The organism is Mycobacterium simiae (genome assembly GCF_010727605.1).
In the GTDB taxonomy this organism is placed as follows: domain Bacteria; phylum Actinomycetota; class Actinomycetes; order Mycobacteriales; family Mycobacteriaceae; genus Mycobacterium; species Mycobacterium simiae.
The window spans coordinates 816,928-841,374 of record NZ_AP022568.1; the positions used below are offsets into that span (position 1 = coordinate 816,928).

A 24,447-nucleotide genomic window follows, 5' to 3' on the forward strand; every position below is an offset into this window, starting at 1 on the left:
GCGAACACGCCACGTTAGGCTGGGTCAGTGGACGGGCCCGCAACCCCAACCGGCACCGGCACCAAGCCGGCCCTGGCAACGCTGTACATATTTCCGCACGCCGGCGGCTCGGCGACGTTCTATGTTCCGCTGGCCAAGACGTTCTCGGCGAACATCCAACGGGTCGCCGTGCAATACCCGGCACGCAGCGACCGTGGACTCACCGAGTTGCCCAGCGTTCCCGAATTCGCCGACGAAATCTTCACCCTGATGGCACCCAGCGCGCCCACCGACCGTCCGGTGGCGTTCTTCGGTCACAGCATGGGCGGCCTGTTGGCCTTCGAGGTGGCGCTGCGCTTCCAGTCCGCCGGGCATCCGATCGAAGCCCTTTTCCTGTCGGCCTGCGCGGCCCCCGGCCACATCCGCTACCCGGAACTGCAGGGTTCCGACCTGGACATCCTGAACGTGGTCGCGCGGGTCACCGGCACCGACCCCGACGTGCTTGCCAACGACGACTTCGCCTCGAGGATCCTGCCCACGCTGCAGAGCGTGCGGGCAATTGCCGGCTACGACCGCGCGCCCGAGGTGCGGGTGTCGTGCCCGATCCATGCCTTCGTCGCCAACAACGACCTCATCGTCGCCGAAGGGAACATGACCCCGTGGGCCGATCGGACGACGACGGAATTCTCCTTGAAGAAGTTTGCTGGAGACCATTTTTATCTCACCGAACATCTATCGGAGCTGGCGAAAGACGTCGAGGAAAAACTCCTCGATCGCCGCGGCGTGAATTAGCTGGCTGGTGCCGCCGCGAAGCGTCGGCCCGGGCCGGCGCGCGGCCGGCATGCCACCGCGGCAAACACGTGCCGCGGGCCGAGACGCCTCGGGGCCGCCTTCACGATCGCGACCGTGGGGTCCGGGTACCGGACCGGGGCGGGATGCGGCCGCCCGGCCGCCGGGCACGGTCGGGCACCGTAGGACGCCATTGCGCACCGGACCGCCCGCGCCCCCGCCCAAAACGGTGCGCTGGTCCCAAAACCAAGCGACCCGAACGGCGGCCGCAACGTGTGGCTGGTCACATCACAGCGCTCATAAAGCACTTAGGCATCAATTGCACCACCGGCCACTTGCCGGGCGCACCGCGTTAACCTGCGCGAACAGGCTTCCGGGGATGATCTTCGGGATCGATCAACAGTCCTCGCCCATGCCTGTGTATGAAGTCTGTGGATTTTCCGAAACGGGTCCGCTCCCCGTGTTAGATTGCTTACCTTACTGACGAAGGCTGTGGGCGGGGAGGGAAACCGGGGACTCCGCCCATGCAGTCTTGACGCGCCAAGAAATATCGCCAGCAGCTGCTGTGTGCTAGGGGGGCTCCGTTCAGGAGCCACAAAGCCGCTTACCGGCAACACACAGGGTGCGTGCCGTTAGTACGCCGACAGCGAGCTGGAAGGTACGACATGCCGGTAACCAATGCGTCCATACCTGCTTTGCTGCAGGAGCGGGCTGAGCAACAACCCGACGCGTCGGCATTCACCTACATCGATTACGACGACGACCCGGCGGGATTTGCTGAGACCGTGACGTGGGCGCAGATTTCGCAACGCGCGCGCGTCGTCGCGGAGGAACTCGCGTTGTGCGGCTCACCCGGTGACCGGGTGGCGATTCTGGCTCCGCAGGGGCTGGAATACATCGCGGCGTTCTTCGGCGCGCTCGAAGCGGGCTTCATCGCGGTGCCGCTGTCCACGCCGCAATACGGTGTGCACGACGAGCGCATCTTTTCGGTGCTGCGGGACTGCGCCCCGGTCGCCGTCCTCACCACCTCCGCAGTGGTCGGCGACGTCTCGAAGTACGCCACGGGGCACGACGGGCAGCCCGCCCCGTTCGTCGTCGAGGTCGACCTGCTCGATCTGGACTCCCCGCGCGCGCTGCCGCCCATCCCGCAGCACTCCGGCGGCCCGGCCTATCTGCAGTACACGTCGGGATCGACCCGCACCCCGGCCGGCGTCGTGGTGTCCCACACCAACGTGATCGCCAACGTGACCCAAAGCATGTACACCTACTTCGGGGATCCGGCACAGCTGCCAAGCGACTTGACCGTGACGTCCTGGCTGCCGTTGTACCACGACATGGGCCTGATTCTGGGGCTGTGTGCGCCGTTGGTGGGCCAGCGCAGCGCGGTGTTGATGAGCCCGATGTCGTTTTTGGTCCGCCCCGCGCGCTGGATCAGCATGCTGGCCACGAACGGCCCGTGCATTTCGGCGGCCCCGAACTTCGCGTTCGAGCTGGCCGTGCGGCGCACCTCCGACGACGACATGGCGGGACTTGACCTGGGCAACGTGCAGTGCATCGTCAGCGGCAGCGAGCGCATCCACGTCGCCACCGTCAAGCGATTCAACGGTCGCTTCGCTCCATACCACCTGAGCCCCAAGGCGATTCGGCCGTCCTACGGGCTCGCCGAGGCCACGCTGTATGTGGCCGCGCCGGCGCCCGGCGCGGCGCCCAAGACGGTTCGCTTCGACTACGAGCACTTGACGGCTGGGCAGGCCGTGCCGTGCGGCACCGAGGGCACCCTCGGGACCGAACTCATCGGCTACGGCTCCCCCGACCCCGCCTCGGTGCGAATTGTCGATCCGGAGAACATGATCGAAAGTCCCGCAGGCACCGTCGGCGAGATCTGGGTGCGGGGTGACCACGTGACGATGGGCTACTGGCGCAAGCCGGAACAAACGGAACGCGTCTTCAACGCCAAACTCGTCCATCCCGCGCCTGGTGTCGCCGAGGGGCCTTGGCTGCGCACCGGTGACTTGGGCGTCATCTCCGAGGATGAGCTATTCATCATGGGCCGCATCAAAGATCTGCTCATCGTCGACGGCCGCAATCACTACCCGGACGACATCGAGGCGACGATCACCGAGATCACCGGCGGCCGGGTCGCGGCGATCTCGGTACCCGACGACATCACCGAGCAACTGGTGGCCATCATCGAACTCAAGGGCCAGCCGGCGTCCGAAGAAGGACTGGTACGGCTACGTTCGGTGAAGCGCAAAGTCACCTCGGCGATTTCGAAGTCACACAGCCTGCGCGTCGCCGATCTCGTGCTGGTGTCGCCCGGCTCGATCCCGATCACCACCAGCGGCAAGATCCGCCGCTCGGCCTGCGTCGAGCGTTACCAGACCGACGGATTCCAACGGCTGGATGTGACGGTATGACCTCGTCGAGCATCAATGGCGAGGCCGACCTCCGCCACTGGCTCGTCGACTACCTGGTGACCAACATCGGTTGCACGCCGGACGAGGTCGATCCCGATCTGTCGCTGGCCGACCTCGGGGTCAGCTCCCGCGAGTCGGTCGTGCTGTCCGGCGAGTTGTCGGAGTTGTTGGGGAAACCCGTGTCCCCGATCGAGTTCTGGGAACACCCAACGATCAACGCGCTGGCCGCCTATCTCACCGCACCCGAGCCCGACCCCGACTCCGAGACCGCGGCCAAGCGCCCGGCCCGCAATTCGCTCGACGAACCGATCGCCGTCGTCGGGATGGGGTGCCGCTTCCCCGGCGGGATCACGGGCCCGGAAACCTACTGGCAATTCCTGCTCGAGCGGGGTTGCACGATCGGAGAAGTGCCGGCGCAGCGGTGGCAGCCGTTTGACACCGGCACTCCAGAGGTCGCGGCGGCGCTGGCTCGCACGACGCGGTGGGGCTCCTTCCTGCCCGACATCGACGCCTTCGACGCCGAATTCTTCGAGATCTCGCCCAGCGAGGCGGACAAGATGGATCCGCAGCAGCGGCTGCTGCTGGAGGTGGCGTGGGAAGCGTTGGAGCACGCCGGAATACCGCCCAGTTCGCTGCGCCGCTCGCAGACGGGTGTGTTCGCCGGGGCCTGCCTGAGTGAATATGGCGTGATCGCGTCCAACGACCTATGCCGGGTCGACGGCTGGAACAACACCGGCGGTGCGATGAGCATCATCGCCAACCGGCTCTCCTACTTCCTTGACCTGCGTGGCCCGTCGGTCACGGTGGACACCGCCTGCTCGTCGTCGTTGGTGGCCATCCACCTGGCGTGCCAGGGCCTGCGCACCCAGGACTGCAATCTGGCCATCGCCGCGGGCGTGAATTTGCTGTTGTCCCCGGCGGTGTTTCGAGGCTTCGATCAGGTCGGGGCGTTGTCGCCGACGGGTCGGTGCCGCGCGTTCGACGCGGCGGCGGACGGTTTCGTGCGGGGTGAGGGTGCGGGCGTGGTGGTGCTCAAGCGGCTGACCGACGCGCAGCGCGACGGCGATCGGGTGCTGGCGGTGATCTGCGGGTCGGCGGTCAACCAGGACGGCCGCTCCAACGGTTTGATGGCCCCCAATCCGGCCGCCCAGATGGCGGTACTGCGAGCGGCGTACGCCAACGCCGGCATGCAGCCCGGCATGGTTGATTACGTCGAAACCCACGGCACCGGAACGCTTTTGGGTGACCCGATCGAGGCCCGCGCACTCGGCACGGTGCTGGGTCGCGGCCGTCCCGAGGATTCTCCGCTGCTGATCGGCGCGGTGAAGACCAATCTCGGTCACACCGAGGCGGCGGCCGGGATCGCGGGCTTCATCAAGGCGGTGCTGGCCGTGCAGCGCAGTGAGATTCCACCCAACCAGCGCTTCGAAAGACCGAACCCGCACATCCCCTTCGACAGCCTGCGGATGAAAGTTGTTGATGCACAGACACCCTGGCCCGACACGGGCCGGCCGCGGCGGGCGGGGGTGTCGTCGTTCGGCTTCGGCGGCACCAACGCGCATGTGGTGATCGAGCAGGGCCAGGAGGTCGCGCCGCGTCGCCGGCCGCCCCGCCCTGGTGTGTCGACGTTGGTGGTGTCGGGGAAGTCGGCGGGGCGGGTGGCGGCGTCGGCGGCGGCGTTGGCCGACTGGATGGACGGCCCCGGCGCCGATGTGGCGTTGCCCGACATCGCACACACCCTCAATCATCACCGGGCCCGGCAGGCCACGTTCGCCACCGTGGTGGCCCGCGACCGCGCTGACGCGGTACACGGCCTACGCGCGCTCGCCGCCGGTGCACACGCCCCCGGCGTGGTCGGCCCACACCCAGGCCCCGCGGGCCCGGGTGTGGTGTTCGTCTACTCCGGACGTGGCTCGCAATGGCCCGGCATGGGCCGCCAACTACTGGCCGACGAACCCGCCTTCGCCGCCGCGATCGCCGAACTAGAACCCACCTTCCTCACCGAGGCCGGCTTCTCACTACACGAGATGATCGCCACCGGCAAACCCCTCGACGGCATCGAGCAGATCCAGCTCGGTCTGATCGGCATGCAACTGGCACTGACCGCGCTGTGGCGCTCCCACGACATCACCCCAGACCTAGTCATCGGCCACTCCATGGGCGAGGTCGCCGCCGCCGTCGTCGCCGGCGCCCTCACCCCCGCCCAAGGATTGCGGGTCACCGCAACCCGCTCCCGGCTGATGGCCCCGCTCTCCGGACAAGGCACCATGGCACTGCTCGAGCTCGACGCCACCGCCACCGAGGCCCTCATCGCCAACCACCCCCAGGTCACCCTGGCCATCTACAACTCGCCGCGCCAAACCGTGATCTCCGGGCCCACCGAGCAGATCGAGACGTTGATCCACCGGGTGCGCGCCCAGAACCGCTTCGCCAGCCCAGTCAACATCGAAGTCGCCCCCCACAACCCGGCCATGGACGCCCTGCAACCGGCGATGCGCACCGAGCTGGCCGACCTCACCCCCAAACCCCCCACCATCCCGATCATCTCCACCACCTACCAAAACCCCACCACCACCCCGCCTTTCGACGCCGAACACTGGGCCACCAACATGCGCAACCCAGTCCACTTCCAGCACGCCATCACCACAGCGGCAGCCACCCACCACACCTTCATCGAAATCAGCGCACACCCCCTACTCACCCAAGCGGTGCTGGAGACCTTGCACAACGCCCAACACGGAACCAAGTACACCTGCGTGGGAACCCTGCACCGCGACACCGATGACACCGTGACGTTCCGGACCAACCGCAACAGGGTGCACACCGCCCATCCACCACAGACCCCGCATCCCCCCGAACCGCACCCCCATCTCCCCACCACCCCCTGGCACCACACCCACCACTGGCTGCCCCCCGCAAGCTTGGTCACATCGGCACCGAAGCCGTTGTCCCAGAACGGATCACCAGCGGCGACCGGCACGACGTCGGACCACCAGGACGGTGCACTGGAAGCGTGGTACTACCGGGTGCAGTGGACGGTGCAGCCTTTGCCGGAGCCGCGGGCGGGGGTGGTCCGCACCGGCCGGTGGCTGGTGATCGGCGACGCCGAGTTGGGCCGGGAACTCGCCGGGATCGCGGGTGGGCAATCCCACATCGACGTGGCGGGGACCGCGCTGCTCGACGTCGAGCCCGCGCTGCGCTCCGCACTGAGCGGTGTCGACCATGTCGTCTACGCGCCCGCCGCGGACGCGGCCGTCGACCCGGCGCGAGCGTATGAGCTGTTCGGCCAGATACGCCGTCTGGTGACCGCGATGACCGCCGGCGCCGCGCCGGCCAGGCTGTTCATCGTTACCCGCAATGCGCAGCCCATTGCCGAAGGCGAGCACGCCAGCCCCGCCCACGGCGCGCTGTGGGGCCTAGGGCGCACACTGGCCCTCGAGCACCCCGAAATCTGGGGTGGCATCGTCGATCTCGACGCCTCGGTACCGGGCGAAGTGGCCGCGCCTTGGCTGCTGCGCGAGGTCGGTGGCGACGAGGGCTTAGACCCGGGCGAAGATCAGGTCGTCTACCGCGGGGGTGCGCGGCGCGTCCCCCGGTTGCAACGCCACGCGGTGCCCGCGCAGTCGCCGGTCACGCTGGACGCCGGCGCCTGCCAGCTGGTCATCGGCGCGACCGGCAACATCGGCCCGCACCTGATCCGGCAGCTGGCCCGGATGGGAGCCACCACCATCGTCGCGGTCTCCCGCAACCCGGGACAGCGGCTACGGGCACTCACCGAAACCCTTGCGACACAGGGAGTTACCCTCATCACCGAAGCCACCGACGCCACCGACGAGACCGCGATGCGCACCCTGTTCGACCGGTTCGGCGCCGACCTGCCCCCGCTGGAGGGCATCTACCTGGCCGCCTTCGCCGGTCAGCCGGTGCTGCTCAGCGAGATGACGAACGACGATGTCACGGCGATGTTCGCACCCAAGCTGGGCGCCGCAGCTGTGCTGCACCGCCTGTCGCTGAAAACATCGGTGCGGCATTTCGTGCTGTTCTCCTCCATCTCGGGGTTGACCGGGTCGCGCTGGCTGGCCCACTACACCGCCACCAGCGGCTACCTCGACGCACTCGCCTACGCGCGGCGCGTCATGGGCCTGCCCGCCACCACCGTCAACTGGGGACTGTGGCAATCACTGGCCGATGGCGACGACAAAGTCGGTCAGGTCAGCGTCGGTACCGGTCTGCTCCCCATGCCGGACGACCGTGCCAGCAAAGCACTGCCGGTCGTGATGAGCGCTGACGCCGGGGTGCAAACGGTTGTCGTCGATGCGGATTGGGCGCTACTGGCCGCCGCCTACCGCACCCGCGGCTCGCTGCGCATCCTCGACGAGCTACTGGCGGACGCCCCGCCCGCGACGCTCGTCCCGGCCCGGGATTGGTCGCAGCTGTCCCCGGCCCAGATCCATGCCGAACTGGAAACCGGCCTGCGCACCATCGTGGCCCGCGAACTGCGGATCGGCGAATCCGACCTGGACGGTGACCGGCCGCTGGCCGAATTGGGCCTGAATTCGTTGATGGCCATGGCGATTCGACGCGAGGCCGAGATCTTTGCCGGCGTCGAGCTGTCAGCAACCATGCTGTTCAACCATCCCACTGTCGCTGCCTTGGCCGACTACCTCACCAACCTGATTGCTCCGCAATCGGACTCGGGTACCGATCGGATTGCGCAACTGTCCGCGTCGGCAGGCAGCACCCTGGACAGTTTGTTCGACCGCATCGAGTCGTCCCCGGTAGCCGCCGAGGAGCGCGGCTAATGCGAAGTGTGTCCAGCCGCATCCTCGCACTGACAGCGCAACAGCGCGCGGCCTTGTCCGACGAGTTCGCCCGGGCCGCGCGAACCGCCATGACCGAACCGGTCGCGGTCGTCGGCATGGGCTGCCGATTCCCCGGCAACGTGACCGGCCCGGAAACCTTTTGGGAGCTGATGGTCGAAGGGCGCAACGCCATCTCCGACATCCCGGCCGACCGCTGGGATGCCGAGGCCTTCTATGACGCCGATCCATTGACCCCCGGCCATATGACGACGAAGTGGGGCGGCTTTATCCCCGACATCGCGGGCTTCGACGCCGAGTTCTTCGGCATCACTCCCCGGGAGGCGGCATCGATGGATCCGCAGCAGCGGATGCTGCTCGAGGTCGCCTGGGAAGCCCTCGAACATGCCGGGATCCCCACGGATTCCCTCAGCGGCACTCGGACTGCCGTGATGATGGGCGCCTACTTCAACGAATACCAGTCCATGATCGCGGGCAGCCCGGACAGCGTGGACGCCTACACCGGAACCGGGAACTCGCACAGCATCACCGCGGGCCGCATCTCCTACCTGTTGGGATTGCGGGGCCCAGCCGTGGCCGTCGACACGGCCTGCTCGTCGTCGCTGTCCGCGATCCACCTGGCCTGCCAGAGCCTGCGGTCCCGCGAAAGCGATTTGGCGCTGGCCGGTGGGGTCAGCGTGACCCTGCGCCCGGAGACCCAGATCGCCATCTCCGCCTGGGGATTGCTCTCGCCGCATGGTCGCTGCGCCACCTTCGACGCGGCGGCGGACGGTTTCGTGCGGGGTGAGGGTGCGGGCGTGGTGGTGCTCAAGCGGCTGACCGACGCGGTGCGCGACGGCGATCCGGTGCTTGCGGTGGTACGCGGTTCGGCGGTCAACCAGGACGGCCGCTCCAACGGCATCACCGCGCCCAACACTGCCGCGCAATGCGACGTGATCGCCGACGCGCTGCGCTCGGCCGACGTCGCCCCGGACAGCGTGCATTACGTCGAAAGCCACGGCACCGGAACGGCTCTCGGTGACCCAATCGAGTTCGAGGCGTTGGCCGCCACCTATGGGCGCGGCGAGGGCCGTTGCGCGCTGGGCGCGGTGAAAACCAACATCGGCCATCTCGAGGCCGCGTCCGGCGTGGCCGGCTTCATCAAGGCGGTACTGGCCGTGCAGCGTGGCCAGATACCGCCGAATCTGCATTTTTCCCAATGGAATCCGGCTATTGACGCGGCACCGACCCGGCTGTTCGTACCGGTCGAGAACACCCCGTGGCCGTCGGACTCCGGCCCCCGCCGCGCCGCGGTCTCCTCGTTCGGGCTCGGCGGCACGAATGCGCATGTGGTGATCGAGGAGGGCCCGGACCCAGCGCCCGTCGCCGCAGCCGGCTCGGATACCGAAGTGTCGACGTTGGTGGTGTCGGGGAAGTCGGCGGGGCGGGTGGCGGCGTCGGCGGCGGCGTTGGCCGACTGGATGGACGGCCCCGGCGCCGATGTGGCGTTGCCCGACATCGCACACACCCTCAATCATCACCGGGCCCGGCAGGCCACGTTCGCCACCGTGGTGGCCCGCGACCGCGCTGACGCGGTACACGGCCTACGCGCGCTCGCCGCCGGTGCACACGCCCCCGGCGTGGTCGGCCCACACCCAGGCCCCGCGGGCCCGGGTGTGGTGTTCGTCTACTCCGGACGTGGCTCGCAATGGCCCGGCATGGGCCGCCAACTACTGGCCGACGAACCCGCCTTCGCCGCCGCGATCGCCGAACTAGAACCCACCTTCCTCACCGAGGCCGGCTTCTCACTACACGAGATGATCGCCACCGGCAAACCCCTCGACGGCATCGAGCAGATCCAGCTCGGTCTGATCGGCATGCAACTGGCACTGACCGCGCTGTGGCGCTCCCACGACATCACCCCAGACCTAGTCATCGGCCACTCCATGGGCGAGGTCGCCGCCGCCGTCGTCGCCGGCGCCCTCACCCCCGCCCAAGGATTGCGGGTCACCGCAACCCGCTCCCGGCTGATGGCCCCGCTCTCCGGACAAGGCACCATGGCACTGCTCGAGCTCGACGCCACCGCCACCGAGGCCCTCATCGCCAACCACCCCCAGGTCACCCTGGCCATCTACAACTCGCCGCGCCAAACCGTGATCTCCGGGCCCACCGAGCAGATCGAGACGTTGATCCACCGGGTGCGCCCAGAACCGCTTCGCCAGCCCAGTCAACATCGAAGTCGCCCCCCACAACCCGGCCATGGACGCCCTGCAACCGGCGATGCGCACCGAGCTGGCCGACCTCACCCCCAAACCCCCCACCATCCCGATCATCTCCACCACCTACCAAAACCCCACCACCACCCCGCCTTTCGACGCCGAACACTGGGCCACCAACATGCGCAACCCAGTCCACTTCCAGCACGCCATCACCACAGCGGCAGCCACCCACCACACCTTCATCGAAATCAGCGCACACCCCCTACTCACCCAAGCGGTGCTGGAGACCTTGCACAACGCCCAACACGGAACCAAGTACACCTGCGTGGGAACCCTGCACCGCGACACCGATGACACCGTGACGTTCCGGACCAACCGCAACAGGGTGCACACCGCCCATCCACCACAGACCCCGCATCCCCCGAACCGCACCCCCATCTCCCCACCACCCCCTGGCACCACACCCACCACTGGTTCGCCGCCGACCTGGCCGCCGACGCACCGAAACAACAGCGCAATAGCGTTGTGCGGCAGGCGTTTCCAGCCCGCGGCGGGCCGCTCGACGACTGGTCGCTGCGCCTAGCATGGGAGCCGACATCCCTTCCCGAGGGCGGCGGCGCGGCCGCCGGCCGGTGGCTGGTGGTCGGCGACGCCGCCCTGGCCGCCGAGCTGGGCTGTCTCGCCGATGTGCGGAACTGCGATGTGGAGCCGGCCGCGCTCGGCGAGGCGCTGCCCGGCGTCGACCATGTCCTGTATGCGCCGATCGCCCCGGTCGACCCGCTTGACGTCGGGACGGCTTACCAGTTGTTCCATCAGGTACGCCGGCTCGCCGCGGCAATGGCCGCCAGTAACTCGCCGGTCAGGCTGTTCATCGTCACCCGCAATGCGCAGCCCATTGCCGAAGGCGAGCACGCCAGCCCCGCCCATGGCGCGCTGTGGGGCCTAGGACGCACGCTCGCCCTCGAGCACCCCGAAATCTGGGGCGGCATCATCGATCTGGACGCCTCGGTACCGGTCCAGCTGGTGGCACGGCAGGTGCTCGACGAGGCCGCCGCCCGTGACGGCGAGGACCAGGTGGTGTACCGGTCCGGGCGTCGCCATGTGCCGCGGCTGCGGAAACGCCCGCTGCCCGCCGACGAGGTGACGCTCGATGTCGGAGCATGCCAGCTGGTGATCGGCGCGACCGGCAATATCGGCCCGCACCTGATCCGGCAGCTGGCCCGGATGGGAGCCACCACCATCGTCGCGGTCTCCCGCAACCCGGGACAGCGGCTACGGGAACTCACCGAAACCCTTGCGACACAGGGAGTTACCCTCATCACCGAAGCCACCGACGCCACCGACGAAACCGCGATGCGCACCCTGTTCGACCGGTTCGGCGCCGACCTGCCCCCGCTGGACGGGATTTACCTGGCCGCGTTCGCCGGTCAGCCGGTGCTGCTCAGCGAGATGACGAACGACGATGTCACGGCGATGTTCGCACCCAAGCTGGATGCCGCAGCTGTGCTGCACCGGTTGACGCTGGAGAAGCCGGTGCACCATTTCGTGCTGTTCTCCTCCATCTCGGGGTTGACCGGGTCGCGCTGGCTGGCCCACTACACCGCCACCAGCGGCTACCTCGACGCACTCGCCTACGCGCGGCGCGTCATGGGCCTGCCCGCCACCACCGTCAACTGGGGACTGTGGCAATCACTGGCCGACGCCGAACACGACTTCAGCCAAGTCAGCATGGGATCGGGTTTACGGCCGATGGACGACGAAACCGCCATCGGCGCCCTGGCGCGAGCAATGAGTCCCGGCGCGGGCATGCATTCCGTCGTCGTCGACGCGGACTGGCCGCTGCTGGCCGCCGCCTACCGCACCCGCGGCTCGCTGCGCATCCTCGACGAGCTACTGCCGGATCCGCAGGATACGGCCATGCCGGAAAGCGCATTCCGTAAAGCCCTGCGCACCTGCCCGCCGGAACGACGTCACCAGATGCTGCTCGACCAGGTCGCCCGGCTGGCCGCCAAGGTGATGGGACTGCCACCCAGCGAATCACTCGATCCCGCCACCGGATTTTTCCAACTCGGCATGGACTCACTGATGAGCGTGACGCTGCAACGGTCATTATCCGATGTGCTCGGTGAATTCCTGCCCGCATCCGTCGTTTTCGACTACCCGAGCGTCTACAGCCTCACCGATCACCTGGCCACCACGCTGCCCGAGCTCACCGATGACAGCGAGCGGCCGGATGCGGATGCCTACGACGAATTCAGCGAAGCCGAGTTGTTGGAACAACTTTCGGAAAGACTCAGAGGGTCGTCATGACCACCCCGACACCGGATCGCCGGGCGATCATCGCCGAAGCGCTGCACAAGATCGACGATCTGTCCGCGCGCCTGGAGATCGCCGAGAAGGCGGGCACCGAACCGATCGCGGTGGTCGGCATGGGTTGCCGCTTCCCCGGCGGCGTCAACAGTCCCGATCAGTTCTGGGACCTGTTGCGCGACGGGCGCAGCGGCATCGTCAAGGTCCCGGCCGGACGCTGGGACGCCGACGCCCTCTACACCGAAGACCACACCGTGCCGGGCACCATCTGCAACCGCGAGGGCGGGTTCCTGTCCGACTGGGAGCCCGACGAGTTCGATGCGGAATTCTTCTCCATCACCCCGCGCGAGGCGGCGGCCATGGACCCGCAGCAGCGGTTGTTCCTCGAGGTGGCGTGGGAAGCGTTGGAGAACGCCGGCATTGCGCCGCATACCATCCGCGGCAGCCAAACCTCGGTATTCGTCGGTGTCACCGCCTATGACTACATGCTCAGGATGTCCGGCACGGTACGGCCCGAAGATCTCGACGCCTATGTGCTGACCGGGAACTCGGCGAACTTCGCCGCCGGGCGGTTGGCCTACCTGCTCGGCGTCCGCGGCCCCGCGATGGTGCTGGACACGGCGTGCTCGTCGTCGCTGGTGGCCATCCACCTCGCCTGCCAAAGCCTGCGCTGGCGGGAAAGTGATGCCGCGCTGGTGGGTGGGACCAATCTGCTGCTCACGCCGGGCACCAGCATCGCCTGCTCGCGCTGGGGCATGCTGTCGCCGGCGGGCCAGTGCAAGACCTTCGACGCGGGCGCCGACGGGTACGTCCGCAGCGAGGGCGCCGGAGTCGTGGTCCTCAAGCGGCTCGTCGACGCCCAGCGCGACGGCAACCGCGTCCTCGCGCTGGTGCGTGGTTCGGCGGTCAACCAGGACGGCGCCAGCAGCGGGGTGACCGTCCCCAACGGCCCGGCACAACAGGCGCTGCTGCGCCAGGCGCTGGCGTCGGCCAAGCTGACACCGGCCGACATCGACTACATCGAGGCACACGGCACCGGTACACCGCTGGGTGATCCGATCGAATTAGATTCGCTGGGCAAGGTTTTCGCTGACCGCGCCGATCGCCCACCACTGGTACTGGGCGCGGTCAAGACCAACCTCGGTCATCTGGAGGCAGCGGCCGGCATCGCCGGATTCATGAAGACCGTGCTGGCCGTGGGGCACGGCCGCATCCCCCGCAACCTGAACTTCCGGCAACTCACGCCGCACGCCGGCGAGGTGGCGTCCCGGCTGGCCATCGCCACCGAGGACACGCCCTGGCCTAGCACCGGGCAACCGCGCCGGGCGGGGGTGTCCTCGTTCGGCGTCAGTGGCACGAATGCGCACGTCGTGCTCGAGCAGGCCCCGACGCCGGTTACGTTGCCGCCGCAAGGAACCGGCCCGACGGTGTCGACGTTGGTGGTGTCGGGCAAGACGCGGCAGCGGGTGGCGGCGTCGGCGGCGGCGTTGGCCGACTGGATGGACGGCCCCGGCGCCGATGTGGCGTTGCCCGACATCGCACACACCCTCAATCATCACCGGGCCCGGCTGCCCAAGTTCGCCACGGTGGTGGCCGCCGATCGTGCGCAGGCTGTCGCCGGGCTGCGCGCGCTCGGCGCTGGCGAACCCGCCCCGGGCGTCGTGACCCCGGCCGAGGTGCCGGTCGGCCCGGGTGTGGTGTTCGTCTACTCCGGACGTGGCTCGCAATGGCCCGGCATGGGCCGCCAACTCCTGGCCGACGAACCCGCCTTCGCCGCCGCGATCGCCGAACTAGAACCCACCTTCCTCACCGAGGCCGGCTTCTCACTACACGAGATGATCGCCACCGGCAAACCCCTCGACGGCATCGAGCAGATCCAGCTCGGTCTGATCGGCATGCAACTGGCACTGACCGCGCTGTGGCGCTCCCACGACATCACCCCAGACCTAGTCATCGGCCACTCCATGGGCGAGGTCGCCGCCGCCGTCGTCGCCGGCGCCCTCACCCCCGCCCAAGGATTGCGGGTCACCGCAACCCGCTCCCGGCTGATGGCCCCGCTCTCCGGACAAGGCACCATGGCACTGCTCGAACTCGACGCCACCGCCACCGAGGCCCTCATCGCCAACCACCCCCAGGTCACAGTCGGGATCTACGCCTCCCCACGCCAAACCGTGATCTCCGGACCCACCACCCAGATCAACGCCCTGATCAACACGGTCCGAACCCAGGGCCAGTTCGCCAGCCCAGTCAACATCGAAGTCGCCCCCCACAACCCGGCCATGGACGCCCTGCAACCGGCGATGCGCACCGAGCTGGCCGACCTCACCCCCAAACCCCCCACCATCCCGATCATCTCCACCACCTACCAAAACCCCACCACCACCCCGCCTTTCGACGCCGAACACTGGGCCACCAACATGCGCAACCCAGTCCACTTCCAGCACGCCATCACCACAGCGGCAGCCACCCACCACACCTTCATCGAAATCAGCGCACACCCGCTGTTGACGCACGCCATCGACGAAACCCTGGCCGCGCGTGACGCCGACGGCAACGGATATGGCGGAGGGGGTTACCTGAGCCTGGGCACCCTGCTGCGCGACGCGCACGACACGCTGACCTTCCACACCAACCTGAACACCACCCACACCACTCACCCGCCGCAGACCCCGCACCCCGCCGAGCCGCATCCGGTCCTGCCCACCACGCCCTGGCAGCACACTCGGCACTGGATCGAGCCGACCGTCCCTGCGCACCACACCGCGGACACCCACCCGTTGCTCGGCATCGGCGTCACCGACCCGACCACCGGAACCCGGATCTGGGAATGCGATCTGCGGCCGGACCTGCTGTGGCTCGGCGATCACGTGATCGACGACCTGTGCGTGCTGCCGGGGTCGGCCTACGCCGAAGTGGCGCTGGCCGCGGTGACGGACACCTTCGGCGACACTTCGGGGTGGATGATCCGCGACCTGAGCCTGCACCAGATGCTGCCCGTCGCCGACGACACCGTGCTGGTCACCACCCTCACCGGTGACGAGCAGGCCTGCCGCGTCGAAATACGCACGCGCGCGGCCACTTCAGGATGGGTCAAGCACGCCACGGCCACCGTCGCGCGGGCCATCGACGACCGGCCGCCGGCACCGGTGTTCGACGAGGTGACCGACGACCTCAACCCCGACGACCTCTACGAGCGGCTGCGCGGCGCGGGACAACAACACGGCCCGGCCTTCCGCGGCATCGTCGGACTCGCCGTCGCGCAGTCCGGTGCTGCCCGCGCCGACGTGCGGTTGCCCGCCGCGGCCCGAACCGGATCCCGCAGCTTCGCGCTGCACCCGGTGATGATGGACATCGCCGTGCAGACCCTGGGCGCCACCCGGGTGGCGACCGATCTGGCCGGCGGGCAGACCGCCCGCCAAACCCTGGTGCTGCCCATCCGTTTCGCCGGTGTGCACGTCTACGGCGACATCACCGACGGCGTCCACTCGATCGGATCCCTGGCCGCCACCGACACCGCGGACCGGCTCTGCGGCCAGGTCACGTTGACCGATTCGGACGGGCGGGCGCTGCTCGTCATCGACGAGGTCGAGATGGCTGTACTCGGATCACACAGCGGCGCCACCGAAGACGGCGGCCAGCTGTTCACGGTGCAATGGGAAGCCACACCCCGAGACAAGGCCGTCGGAACGCTCGGGGCCGTGCTGCTCATCGGCGATCCCGCCGATCAACAGCACGGCGGCGACGAGTTTCTGCCGGCACTGCGGTCGTCGCTGCGAGACGGCGCCACCGAGATCGACGTGGTCTCCCCCGCCGACGTCGCCGGCCTGCGCGAGGCGATCACCCGCACCCCGCGGGACAGCATTGTGGTGCTCTGCCCGCCTCGTTGCGCCGACGAGGCGCTCGACGACGTGGCGCAGCTGGATCTCGCGCGGTCGCGCACCCTACTGATCGCCGACATCGCCAAGACGGTGACGCGACTGGGCGCCAGGAACAGTCCCCGGCTGTGGATCGTCACCCGCGGCGCCCAGCAGGTCGAGACCGACGATCGAATCACCCTGGCGCAGACCACACTTCGCGGAATCGCGCGGGTGCTGACCTTCGAGCACCCGGAGCTGAGAACCACCATCGTCGACATCGACGCCGACGGTTGCGGCCCGGTCGCCGCCCTCACCGAAGAATTACTCGCCGGCGCGGACCACGACGAGATCGCGTTGCGCGACGGAGGGCGCTATGTCAACCGGCTGACGCCGGCACCCGTCGACCCGACCGGTGCGCTTGCCGCCGAACCCCGCCGCACTGTGGTCAACCTGGCCGGCGGTGCCGCCGTCCGGCTGCAGATCGACCAGCCGGGACGACTCGACGAGCTCAAACTCCATGCGGTGCAGCGCATTTCGCCGTCAGCCGGACAGGTGGAAGTGCGCATTGTCGCCGCGGGCCTGAACTTTTCCGACGTGCTCAAGGCGATGGGCGTATATCCCGGGCTGGACGGCCCGCCGGTGATCGGCGGCGAATGTGTCGGCTTCGTGACCGCCGTCGGCCCAGATGTCGACACGGTCGCGGTTGGGCAGCGCGTGATCGCATTCGGCCCTGGCACTTTCGCCTCCCACATGACCACACTTGCCGACCTGGTCGCCCCCGTCCCGGACGCGCTGCCCGACGGCGAGGCCGCCGCCTTCGGCATCGCCTACCTGACCGCCTGGCATTCGTTGTGCGACGTCGGCCGGTTGACCGCCGGGGAACGCGTGCTGATCCATTCCGCCACCGGCGGCGTCGGATTGGCCGCCGTGTCCATCGCCAGGATGATCGGCGCCCGCATCTATACGACGGCCGGATCGGACACCAAGCGCGAGATGCTCGCCGGGCTGGGTGTCGAGTACGTCGGCAACTCCCGCAGCGCGGACTTCGCCGACGAAATCCTCGAGCTCACCGACGGCTACGGTGTCGACGTCATCCTGAACTCGCTTCCCGGCGAAGCCATTCAGCGCGGTGTGCAAATTCTTGCTCCCGGCGGCCGGTTCATCGAGCTGGGCAAGAAGGACGTGCACGCCGACGCCAGCCTGGGATTGGCGGCGCTGGCCAAGAGCGCGTCGTTCGCCGTCGTCGACCTCGACCTGAACCTGAAACTGCACCCGGGGCGGTATCGGGAGATGCTCGGCCGCATCCTGGCCCACGTGGCCGACGGGCGCCTGCGAGTGCTTCCGGTCACCGAATTCCCCCTCACCGACGCGGCCGACGCGTTCCGGCTGATGGCCGGCGGACGGCACACCGGCAAGATCGTCGTGTCGATACCGGCGGGCGGGGACCTCGAGGCGATCGCGGCACCGCCCCCCCAACCCCTGGTGCGCCCCGACGGCGGGTATCTGATCGTCGGCGGCATGGGCGGTCTCGGTTTCGTCGTCGCGCAGTGGCTGGCCGCCCAAGGCGCGGGAATGGTTGTGCTCAACGGCCGTTCGGAACCCGACGAGGACATCCGGTCGGCGATCGCCGACCTGAACGACACCGGGACCCGCGTCGAGGTGATCACCGGCGATATCGCCGCCGCCGACACGGCCGGCCGGCTGGTCGAGGCGGTCCACGACGCCGGTTTCCGGGTGGCCGGAGTTCTGCACAGCGCCATGGTTCTCGACGACGAGACCGTGCTGAACATCACCGACGCGGCCGCGCGGCGGGTGTTCACGCCGAAGGTCGACGGCAGCTGGCACCTTCATCGGGCCACCGCCCATCTCGACGTTGATTGGTGGCTGACGTTCTCCTCGGTGGCTTCCCTGCTGGGCGCCCCGGGCCAGGGCAGCTACGCCGCCGCGAACTCGTGGGTCGACGGCCTCGTCGCGTATCGACGCTCGCTGGGCCTGCCGGCCGTCGGAATCAACTGGGGGCCTTGGGCTCAGGTGGGTCGCGCCCAGTTCTTCGCCGACCTCGGCGTCGCCATGATCACCGTCGAGCAGGGCCTGGCCGCGATGCAGCGGGTGCTGGCGGCCGACCGGGCCCGCACCGGCGTGTTCAGCCTCGACGCCCGGCAGTGGTTCCAGTCCTTTCCCTCCGCGGCGGGTTCGGCACTGTTCGCCAAGCTGCAGGAGGCGAGCACCGCCGAGCGGCGCGGCGGCGGTGCGATCCGCGCGGAGCTGGATGGCTGCGAACCCGTCGAGCGGCCACGGCGTTTGGCCGCCGCGATCGCCGGCGAAATCCGCGCGGTGCTGCGCTCGACCGACCCGATCGACCCGGACCGGCCGATGGAGTCGTTGGGGCTGGACTCGTTGATGGCGCTCGAGTTGCGCAACCGGCTCGAAGCGAGCTTGGGCACCATGTTGCCCGCCGCCCTGGTCTGGGCCTACCCCACCATCACCGATCTGGCCGGCGCGCTGTGCGAGCGGCTCGGCTACGCCGCGATGACCGCGGACCCACCGGCACCGGAGGGCGAATCCGAGCTATCGGATGAAGAGATGGAATTGCTGTCCGACCTCGTGGCGGCCAGCGAGCTGGAGACGGCAACCGGGGGCAGTGAGTAGATGACGAGTCTTGCCGAGCGCGCGGCGCAGATGTCACCCAAGGCGCGCGAGGTCCTGGCACGCGAATTGGTACGGGCGGGGACGGCGTTTCCCACCGACGTTGCCGAACCGATCGCGGTGGTCGGCATCGGCTGCCGGTTACCGGGCAGTGTGGTTGGGCCGGACAGCTTTTGGCAGTTGTTGATGGACGGCCGCGACGCCGTCGACGTGGTGCCGGCCCAACGGTGGGACGCCGACGCGTTCTACGACCCCGACCCGCAGGCGCCGGGGCGGATGACCACCAAATGGGGGGGCTTCGTCGACGACGTCGCCGGGTTCGACGCCGACTTCTTCGGCATCACCCCGCGGGAAGCCGAGGCGATGGACCCCCAGCAGCGGATCCTGCTCGAAGTCGCCTGGGAGGCACTCGAACACGCCGGGCTGCCGCCCGATTCGCTGAACGGCACCCGCACCGCGGCGATCATGGGCCTGTCGGCGTGGGACTACACGATCGTCAACCTGGAGCGTCGCGCCGACATCGACGCGTACATGTCCACCGGCAACCCGCACAGCGCCGCGGTGGGACGGATCTCGTATCTGCTCGGGCTGCGCGGGCCGGCGGTCGCCGTCGACACCGCGTGCTCGTCGTCGTTGGTGGCGCTACACCTGGCATGTCAGAACCTGCGTCTGCGCGAAAGCGACGTGGCGCTGGCCGGCGGGGTGCAGTTGATGCTGTCGCCGTTCACCAGCATCGCGCTGTCCAAATGGTCGGCGCTGTCACCGACGGGGCGCTGCAAGACGTTTGACGCCCTGGCCGACGGGTTCGTGCGCAGCGAGGGCTGCGGCGTTGTGGTGCTCAAGCGCCTGGCCGAGGCCATCCGCGACGGCGATCGGGTGCTGTCGGTGATCCGCGGTTCGGCGATCAACCAGGACGGCCGATCCAACGGCATGACCGCCCCGAACGCCGCCGCGCAGCGCGACGTGATCAGCACCGCGCTGCGCCTGGCCGGCACCACCGCCGACAGCGTGAACTACGTCGAAACCCACGGCACCGGAACGATCTTGGGCGACCCGATCGAATTCGAAGCGCTGGCCGCGACCTACGGATCGGCGCACGGGTCCGGCGATGTCAGGTGCGCGCTGGGATCGGTGAAGACCAACATCGGCCACCTGGAGGCCGCGGCCGGGATCACCGGGTTCATCAAGGCGACGCTGGCCGTCAGCCGCGGGCAGATTCCGCCGAACCTGCACTTCACTCGGTGGAATCCGGCCATCGACCCGGCGTCGACCCGGCTGTTCGTCCCCACCGAGGCCACCCGCTGGCCCGCGGGCGTGCGGCGCGCGGCCGTGTCGTCGTTCGGTCTCAGCGGCACCAACGCGCACGTGGTATTGGAGCAGGCACCGGAGCCCACACCGGAGTCGTTGTCGGCCAACACATCCGAGAGTCGAGTGTCCACGCTGGTGGTGTCCGGCAAGACACCGCAGCGGGCCGGCGCGCTGGCGACCCACCTGGCCGAGTGGCTGGAAGGGCCGGGCGCCACCACGTCATTGGCCGATGCGGCCCAGACGCTGAATCATCGTCGGCCCCGCCACGCCAAGACCGCGGCGGTGGTCGCGCGGGATCACGCGGACGCGGTCGCGGGCCTGCGGGCGCTGGCCGCCGGCCGGCCCGGCCCGGCGGTCTCGGCGTACCGGGACGGCTTCACCGGGCCGGGAACGGTGTTCGTCTACTCCGGGCAGGGCTCGCAGTGGGCCGGCATGGGTCGGCGGTTGTTGGCCGATGAGCCGGCCTTTGCCACGGCCGTCGACGAACTCGAGCCCGATTTCGTTGCCCACACCGGTTTTTCGCTACGGCAAACCCTCACCGATGGCGCCGAAATAACCGGCATCGACCGCGTTCAGCCGGTGCTGGTCGGCGTGCAGCTCGCGCTCACCGCGCTGTGGCGCGGGTACGGCGTGACGCCCGACGCGGTAGTGGGTCATTCGATGGGCGAAGTCTCGGCCGCCGTGGTGGCCGGCGCGCTGACTCCCGCCGACGGCCTGCGGGTGATCGCCACCCGCTCCCGATTGATGGCCCAACTGGCCGGGCAGGGCGCAATGGCGCTGCTGGAACTCGACGCCGAGGCCGCCACCGTGCTGATCGCCGACTACCCGCAGGTGACGCTGGCCGTGCATGCCTCCCCGCGCCAATCCGTGGTCGCCGGCCCGCCGGACGCGGTGGATGCGGTGATCGCGCAAGTGGCCGCGCAAAACCGGTTGGCCCGCCGCATCGAGGTGGACGTCGCCTCCCATCACCCCATCATCGACCCGGTGCTGCCGCAATTGCGTTCCGCGCTCGCCGATCTGACCCCGCTGCCGATGGCCATTCCGATGATCAGCACCACCGATGAGCAACCTCAGCGCACCGTGGACGCCGACTATTGGGCCGACAACCTGCGCAACCCGGTGCGCTTCCACCAGGCCATCACGACCGCGGCTGCGCGGTATCACACCTTCATCGAGATCAGCTCGCACCCGGTGCTGACCCACGCCATCGACGACACCCTCGCCGACATGCCGATCCGGGCCCGGTGCCGGACCATCGGCACGCTGCAGCGCGACACCGACGACACGATCGTCTTCCACACCCAACTCGCCACGGTCGGCAAACTGCCCGCGGCCGACGCCGGGCGCCCGCTGGCCGACCTCCCGCTGACCCCGTGGCAGCACACCCAGTTCTGGGTGGCGGACCGGTCGGCGAGCTCGGACTCGGTGGACACGCACCCGCTGCTGGGCACGCACGTCGAGGTTCCCTCCAGCCACGACCACGTGTGGCAGGCCGATGTCGGCACCGACGTGTGCCCGTGGCTGGCCGACCACAGGGTGTTCGGTCAGGCCATCATGCCGGCCGCCGGGTTCGCCGAGATCGCCTTGGCCGCGGCCAGTGAGGCGTTGGGAAAGCCGGTCGATGCGGTGGTGATCAATCAGCTCGAGGTCGAGCAGATGCTCCCGCTCGACGCGCACACCCGGCTGACAACGCAGCTGACCCGCGGCGCCGACGACAAGACCCGCATCGAGGTGTATTCCCGCACCCCGGCCGGCTTTACCCGACACGCGACGGCCAAAGCCGCGGTGTCTCAGCCGGATCGCGCAGCGCACCAGGAGCCGCCCGGCACCCGCGACCACCCCGTGTCCCCGGCCGACCTGTACGCCGCGCTCCGCTCGACCGGCCAGCATCACGGCCCGGCCTTCGCCGCGCTGACCCAAATCCATCGGCAGCCCGACAGTTCGGTGGACGTCGAGATCGTCCTGCCCGACGGGGCGCCCCGGCATCCCGGCTACCGCATCCACCCCGTACTGCTCGACGCCGCCCTACAGAGTCTGGTCGCGGCGATGCCGGACTCCCAGGACGAGATCGGGGTGACCGGCGCTGCAGCCGAGATCAGTTATCTTCCAGTATCATTCGAGTCAATCCGGGTATACGGGGATCCCGGCCGGCGCGCCCACTGCCGGGCCCGGCTGATGAATCTCGACGAGGGCGGTGCCGGCAAGCTCGGCAAGCTCACCCTGACCGACGACGCCGGAAACGTCACCGCCGAGATCAACGACCTGTACTTGCGGCGGGTGGAACGACGCAGCGCGCCGGTACCGTTGGCGCAGAAGGTCTTCGACACCAGCTGGGTCGAGGCACCGGTTACCCCGGCGGTGTCCGAGGCCCCGGGCAGCTGGCTGGTGCTCACCGGCGCCGGCGCCGACGCCGAGGTATTCGCGCAGCGGTGGCGTTCCCCGGCGCGCCGGGTGCTCACCGCCGACCTCTACGACGAGGCCGCCGTGCTGGCCGCATTCGCCGAAACCTCGGGTGATCCCGAACGCCCGCCCGTCGGCGTCGTCGCCTTCGTCGACGACGGACCCGCCGACACCCCGTCGCTCACCGACGCCGGTCTGGCCCGGGCCCGGGATTCGGTGTGGGCGGTCTCGACGGTCGCCCGGGCCATCCTCGGCGGCTGGCACGGCCGCTCCCCGCGGCTGTGGCTGGCCACCCCGGGCGGTCTCGCCGTACACGATGAACCCGGACGGCCCGCGATCGGCGCCCTGCGCGGCCTGGTCCGCGTCCTGGCCTACGAGCACCCCGACCTGCGCACCACCCTCGTCGACCTCGATACCGCCGGGGATCCGACCGCAGCCCTGGCCGCCGAACTCCAATCAGCGGATGTAGCAACCGCTTTCGACGACATCATCGCCTGGCGCGAGGGGCGACGGTACGCCGAACGGCTGCGCCGCGCCGCGCTCGGCGAACCGGTTCGCGACACCGTCGTCGCGCCGGGCGGGTCCTACATCGTCACCGGTGGTCTTGGCGGCCTCGGCCTGGTGTTCGCCCGGTGGCTCGTCGACGCCGGCGCCGGCCGCGTCGTGCTCAACGGACGCGGCGAGCCCTCCGACGAGCAGCGCACGGTGCTGGCGGAGCTGGAGAACCGCGCCGAGATCGCGATGGTCTGCGGCGACATCGCGGCCGCGGGCGTGGCCGAGCGGCTCGTCACGGCGGCCGAAGACGGGGATCGCCGGCTGCGGGGCATCGTGCACGGCGCCGCCGTGATCGACGACAGCCTGGTGCTGTCGATGAGCAGGGAGAGTTTCGAGCGGGTATGGAGTCCCAAGGCCGCCGGTGCGCTGCGGTTGCACCAGGCGAGCACCGGCCGGGAGCTGGACTGGTGGGTCGGATTCTCCACCACCGCCTCGCTGCTCGGGTCGGCCGGGCAGGGCGCCTACGCGTGCGCGAGCGCCTGGCTGGACGCGCTGGTGGGCTGGCGCTGCGCCGCCGGAATGCCTGCGGCGGTGATCAATTGGGGCCCGTGGTCGGAGGTGGGTGTGGCGCAGTCGTTGGTCGGCAGCCCGCTGGACCCGATCAGTCCGGCGGAGGGCATCGCGGCCATGGAGGCGCTGCTGGCCACCGATCGGTGCCGCACCGGCGTCACGCGGCTGCGCGCCGACCGGGCGATGGTGGCCTTCCCGGAGATCCGCCACCTCGGTTATTTCGCCAACGTGGTCGCCGAGCTCGACCTCGACGATTATGGCGGCGACTGGGCCGGACCGGGCGCGCTCGGCGAACTCGAGCCGGGACAGGCCCGGGCCGCGGTGCGAGAACGACTGTGCAGCCGGATCGCGGGGGTGATGGGCTACGCGGATCGGTCGGCGATCGACACCGGGACACCGCTGACCGAACTCGGCATGGATTCCTTGATGGCCGTGCGCATCCGCAACACCACCCGTGCGGATTTCGGTATCGAGCCACCGGTGGCGATGATTCTGCAAGGGGCGACGCTGCACGACCTCACGGTCGAGGTGATCCGCCAGCTCGGCCTCGCCGAGCCCGAACAGAGCCCCGAACGGGGTAACGCGGTTCGCGACCGGGCACAACAGCGCGCCGCGGCGCGCCACGGAGCCGCGATGCGGCGAAAGCGAGGACAGTAGG

Annotated in this window: 5 protein-coding genes and 1 pseudogene; all 6 read left to right on the forward strand. The window is 69.1% G+C overall.

All coding sequences use genetic code 11. The features are described 5' to 3' along the window. Nucleotides 1–27: 27 nt before the first annotated feature. Nucleotides 28–771 (forward strand): thioesterase II family protein, encoded by a 744-nt coding sequence (locus G6N33_RS03780; protein WP_044510710.1) that lies wholly within the window; start codon nucleotides 28–30, stop codon nucleotides 769–771. A gap of 662 nt (nucleotides 772–1,433) precedes the next feature. Beyond that, nucleotides 1,434–3,185, forward strand: a complete 1,752-nt coding sequence (gene fadD26, locus G6N33_RS03785; protein WP_044510707.1) for a long-chain-fatty-acid--AMP ligase FAAL26/FadD26 — start codon at nucleotides 1,434–1,436, stop codon at nucleotides 3,183–3,185. After that, complete coding sequence (locus G6N33_RS03790) at nucleotides 3,182–7,987, forward strand: type I polyketide synthase (RefSeq protein WP_163771460.1); 4,806 nt, start codon at nucleotides 3,182–3,184, stop codon at nucleotides 7,985–7,987. The genes fadD26 and G6N33_RS03790 overlap by 4 nt, the downstream gene beginning before the upstream one ends. Beyond that, a pseudogene (locus tag G6N33_RS03795) lies at nucleotides 7,987–12,513 on the forward strand (type I polyketide synthase). The gene G6N33_RS03790 and the pseudogene G6N33_RS03795 overlap by 1 nt, the downstream one beginning before the upstream one ends. Further along, on the forward strand, nucleotides 12,510–19,019 hold the full coding sequence (locus G6N33_RS03800) for a type I polyketide synthase (protein ID WP_163771462.1): 6,510 nt from the start codon (nucleotides 12,510–12,512) through the stop codon (nucleotides 19,017–19,019). Before G6N33_RS03795 ends, G6N33_RS03800 begins: the two are co-directional and overlap by 4 nt. Next, entirely contained in the window at nucleotides 19,020–24,446 is a 5,427-nt protein-coding gene (locus G6N33_RS03805; protein ID WP_101528594.1) for a type I polyketide synthase, read from the forward strand. Nucleotide 24,447 lies beyond the last annotated feature (1 nt).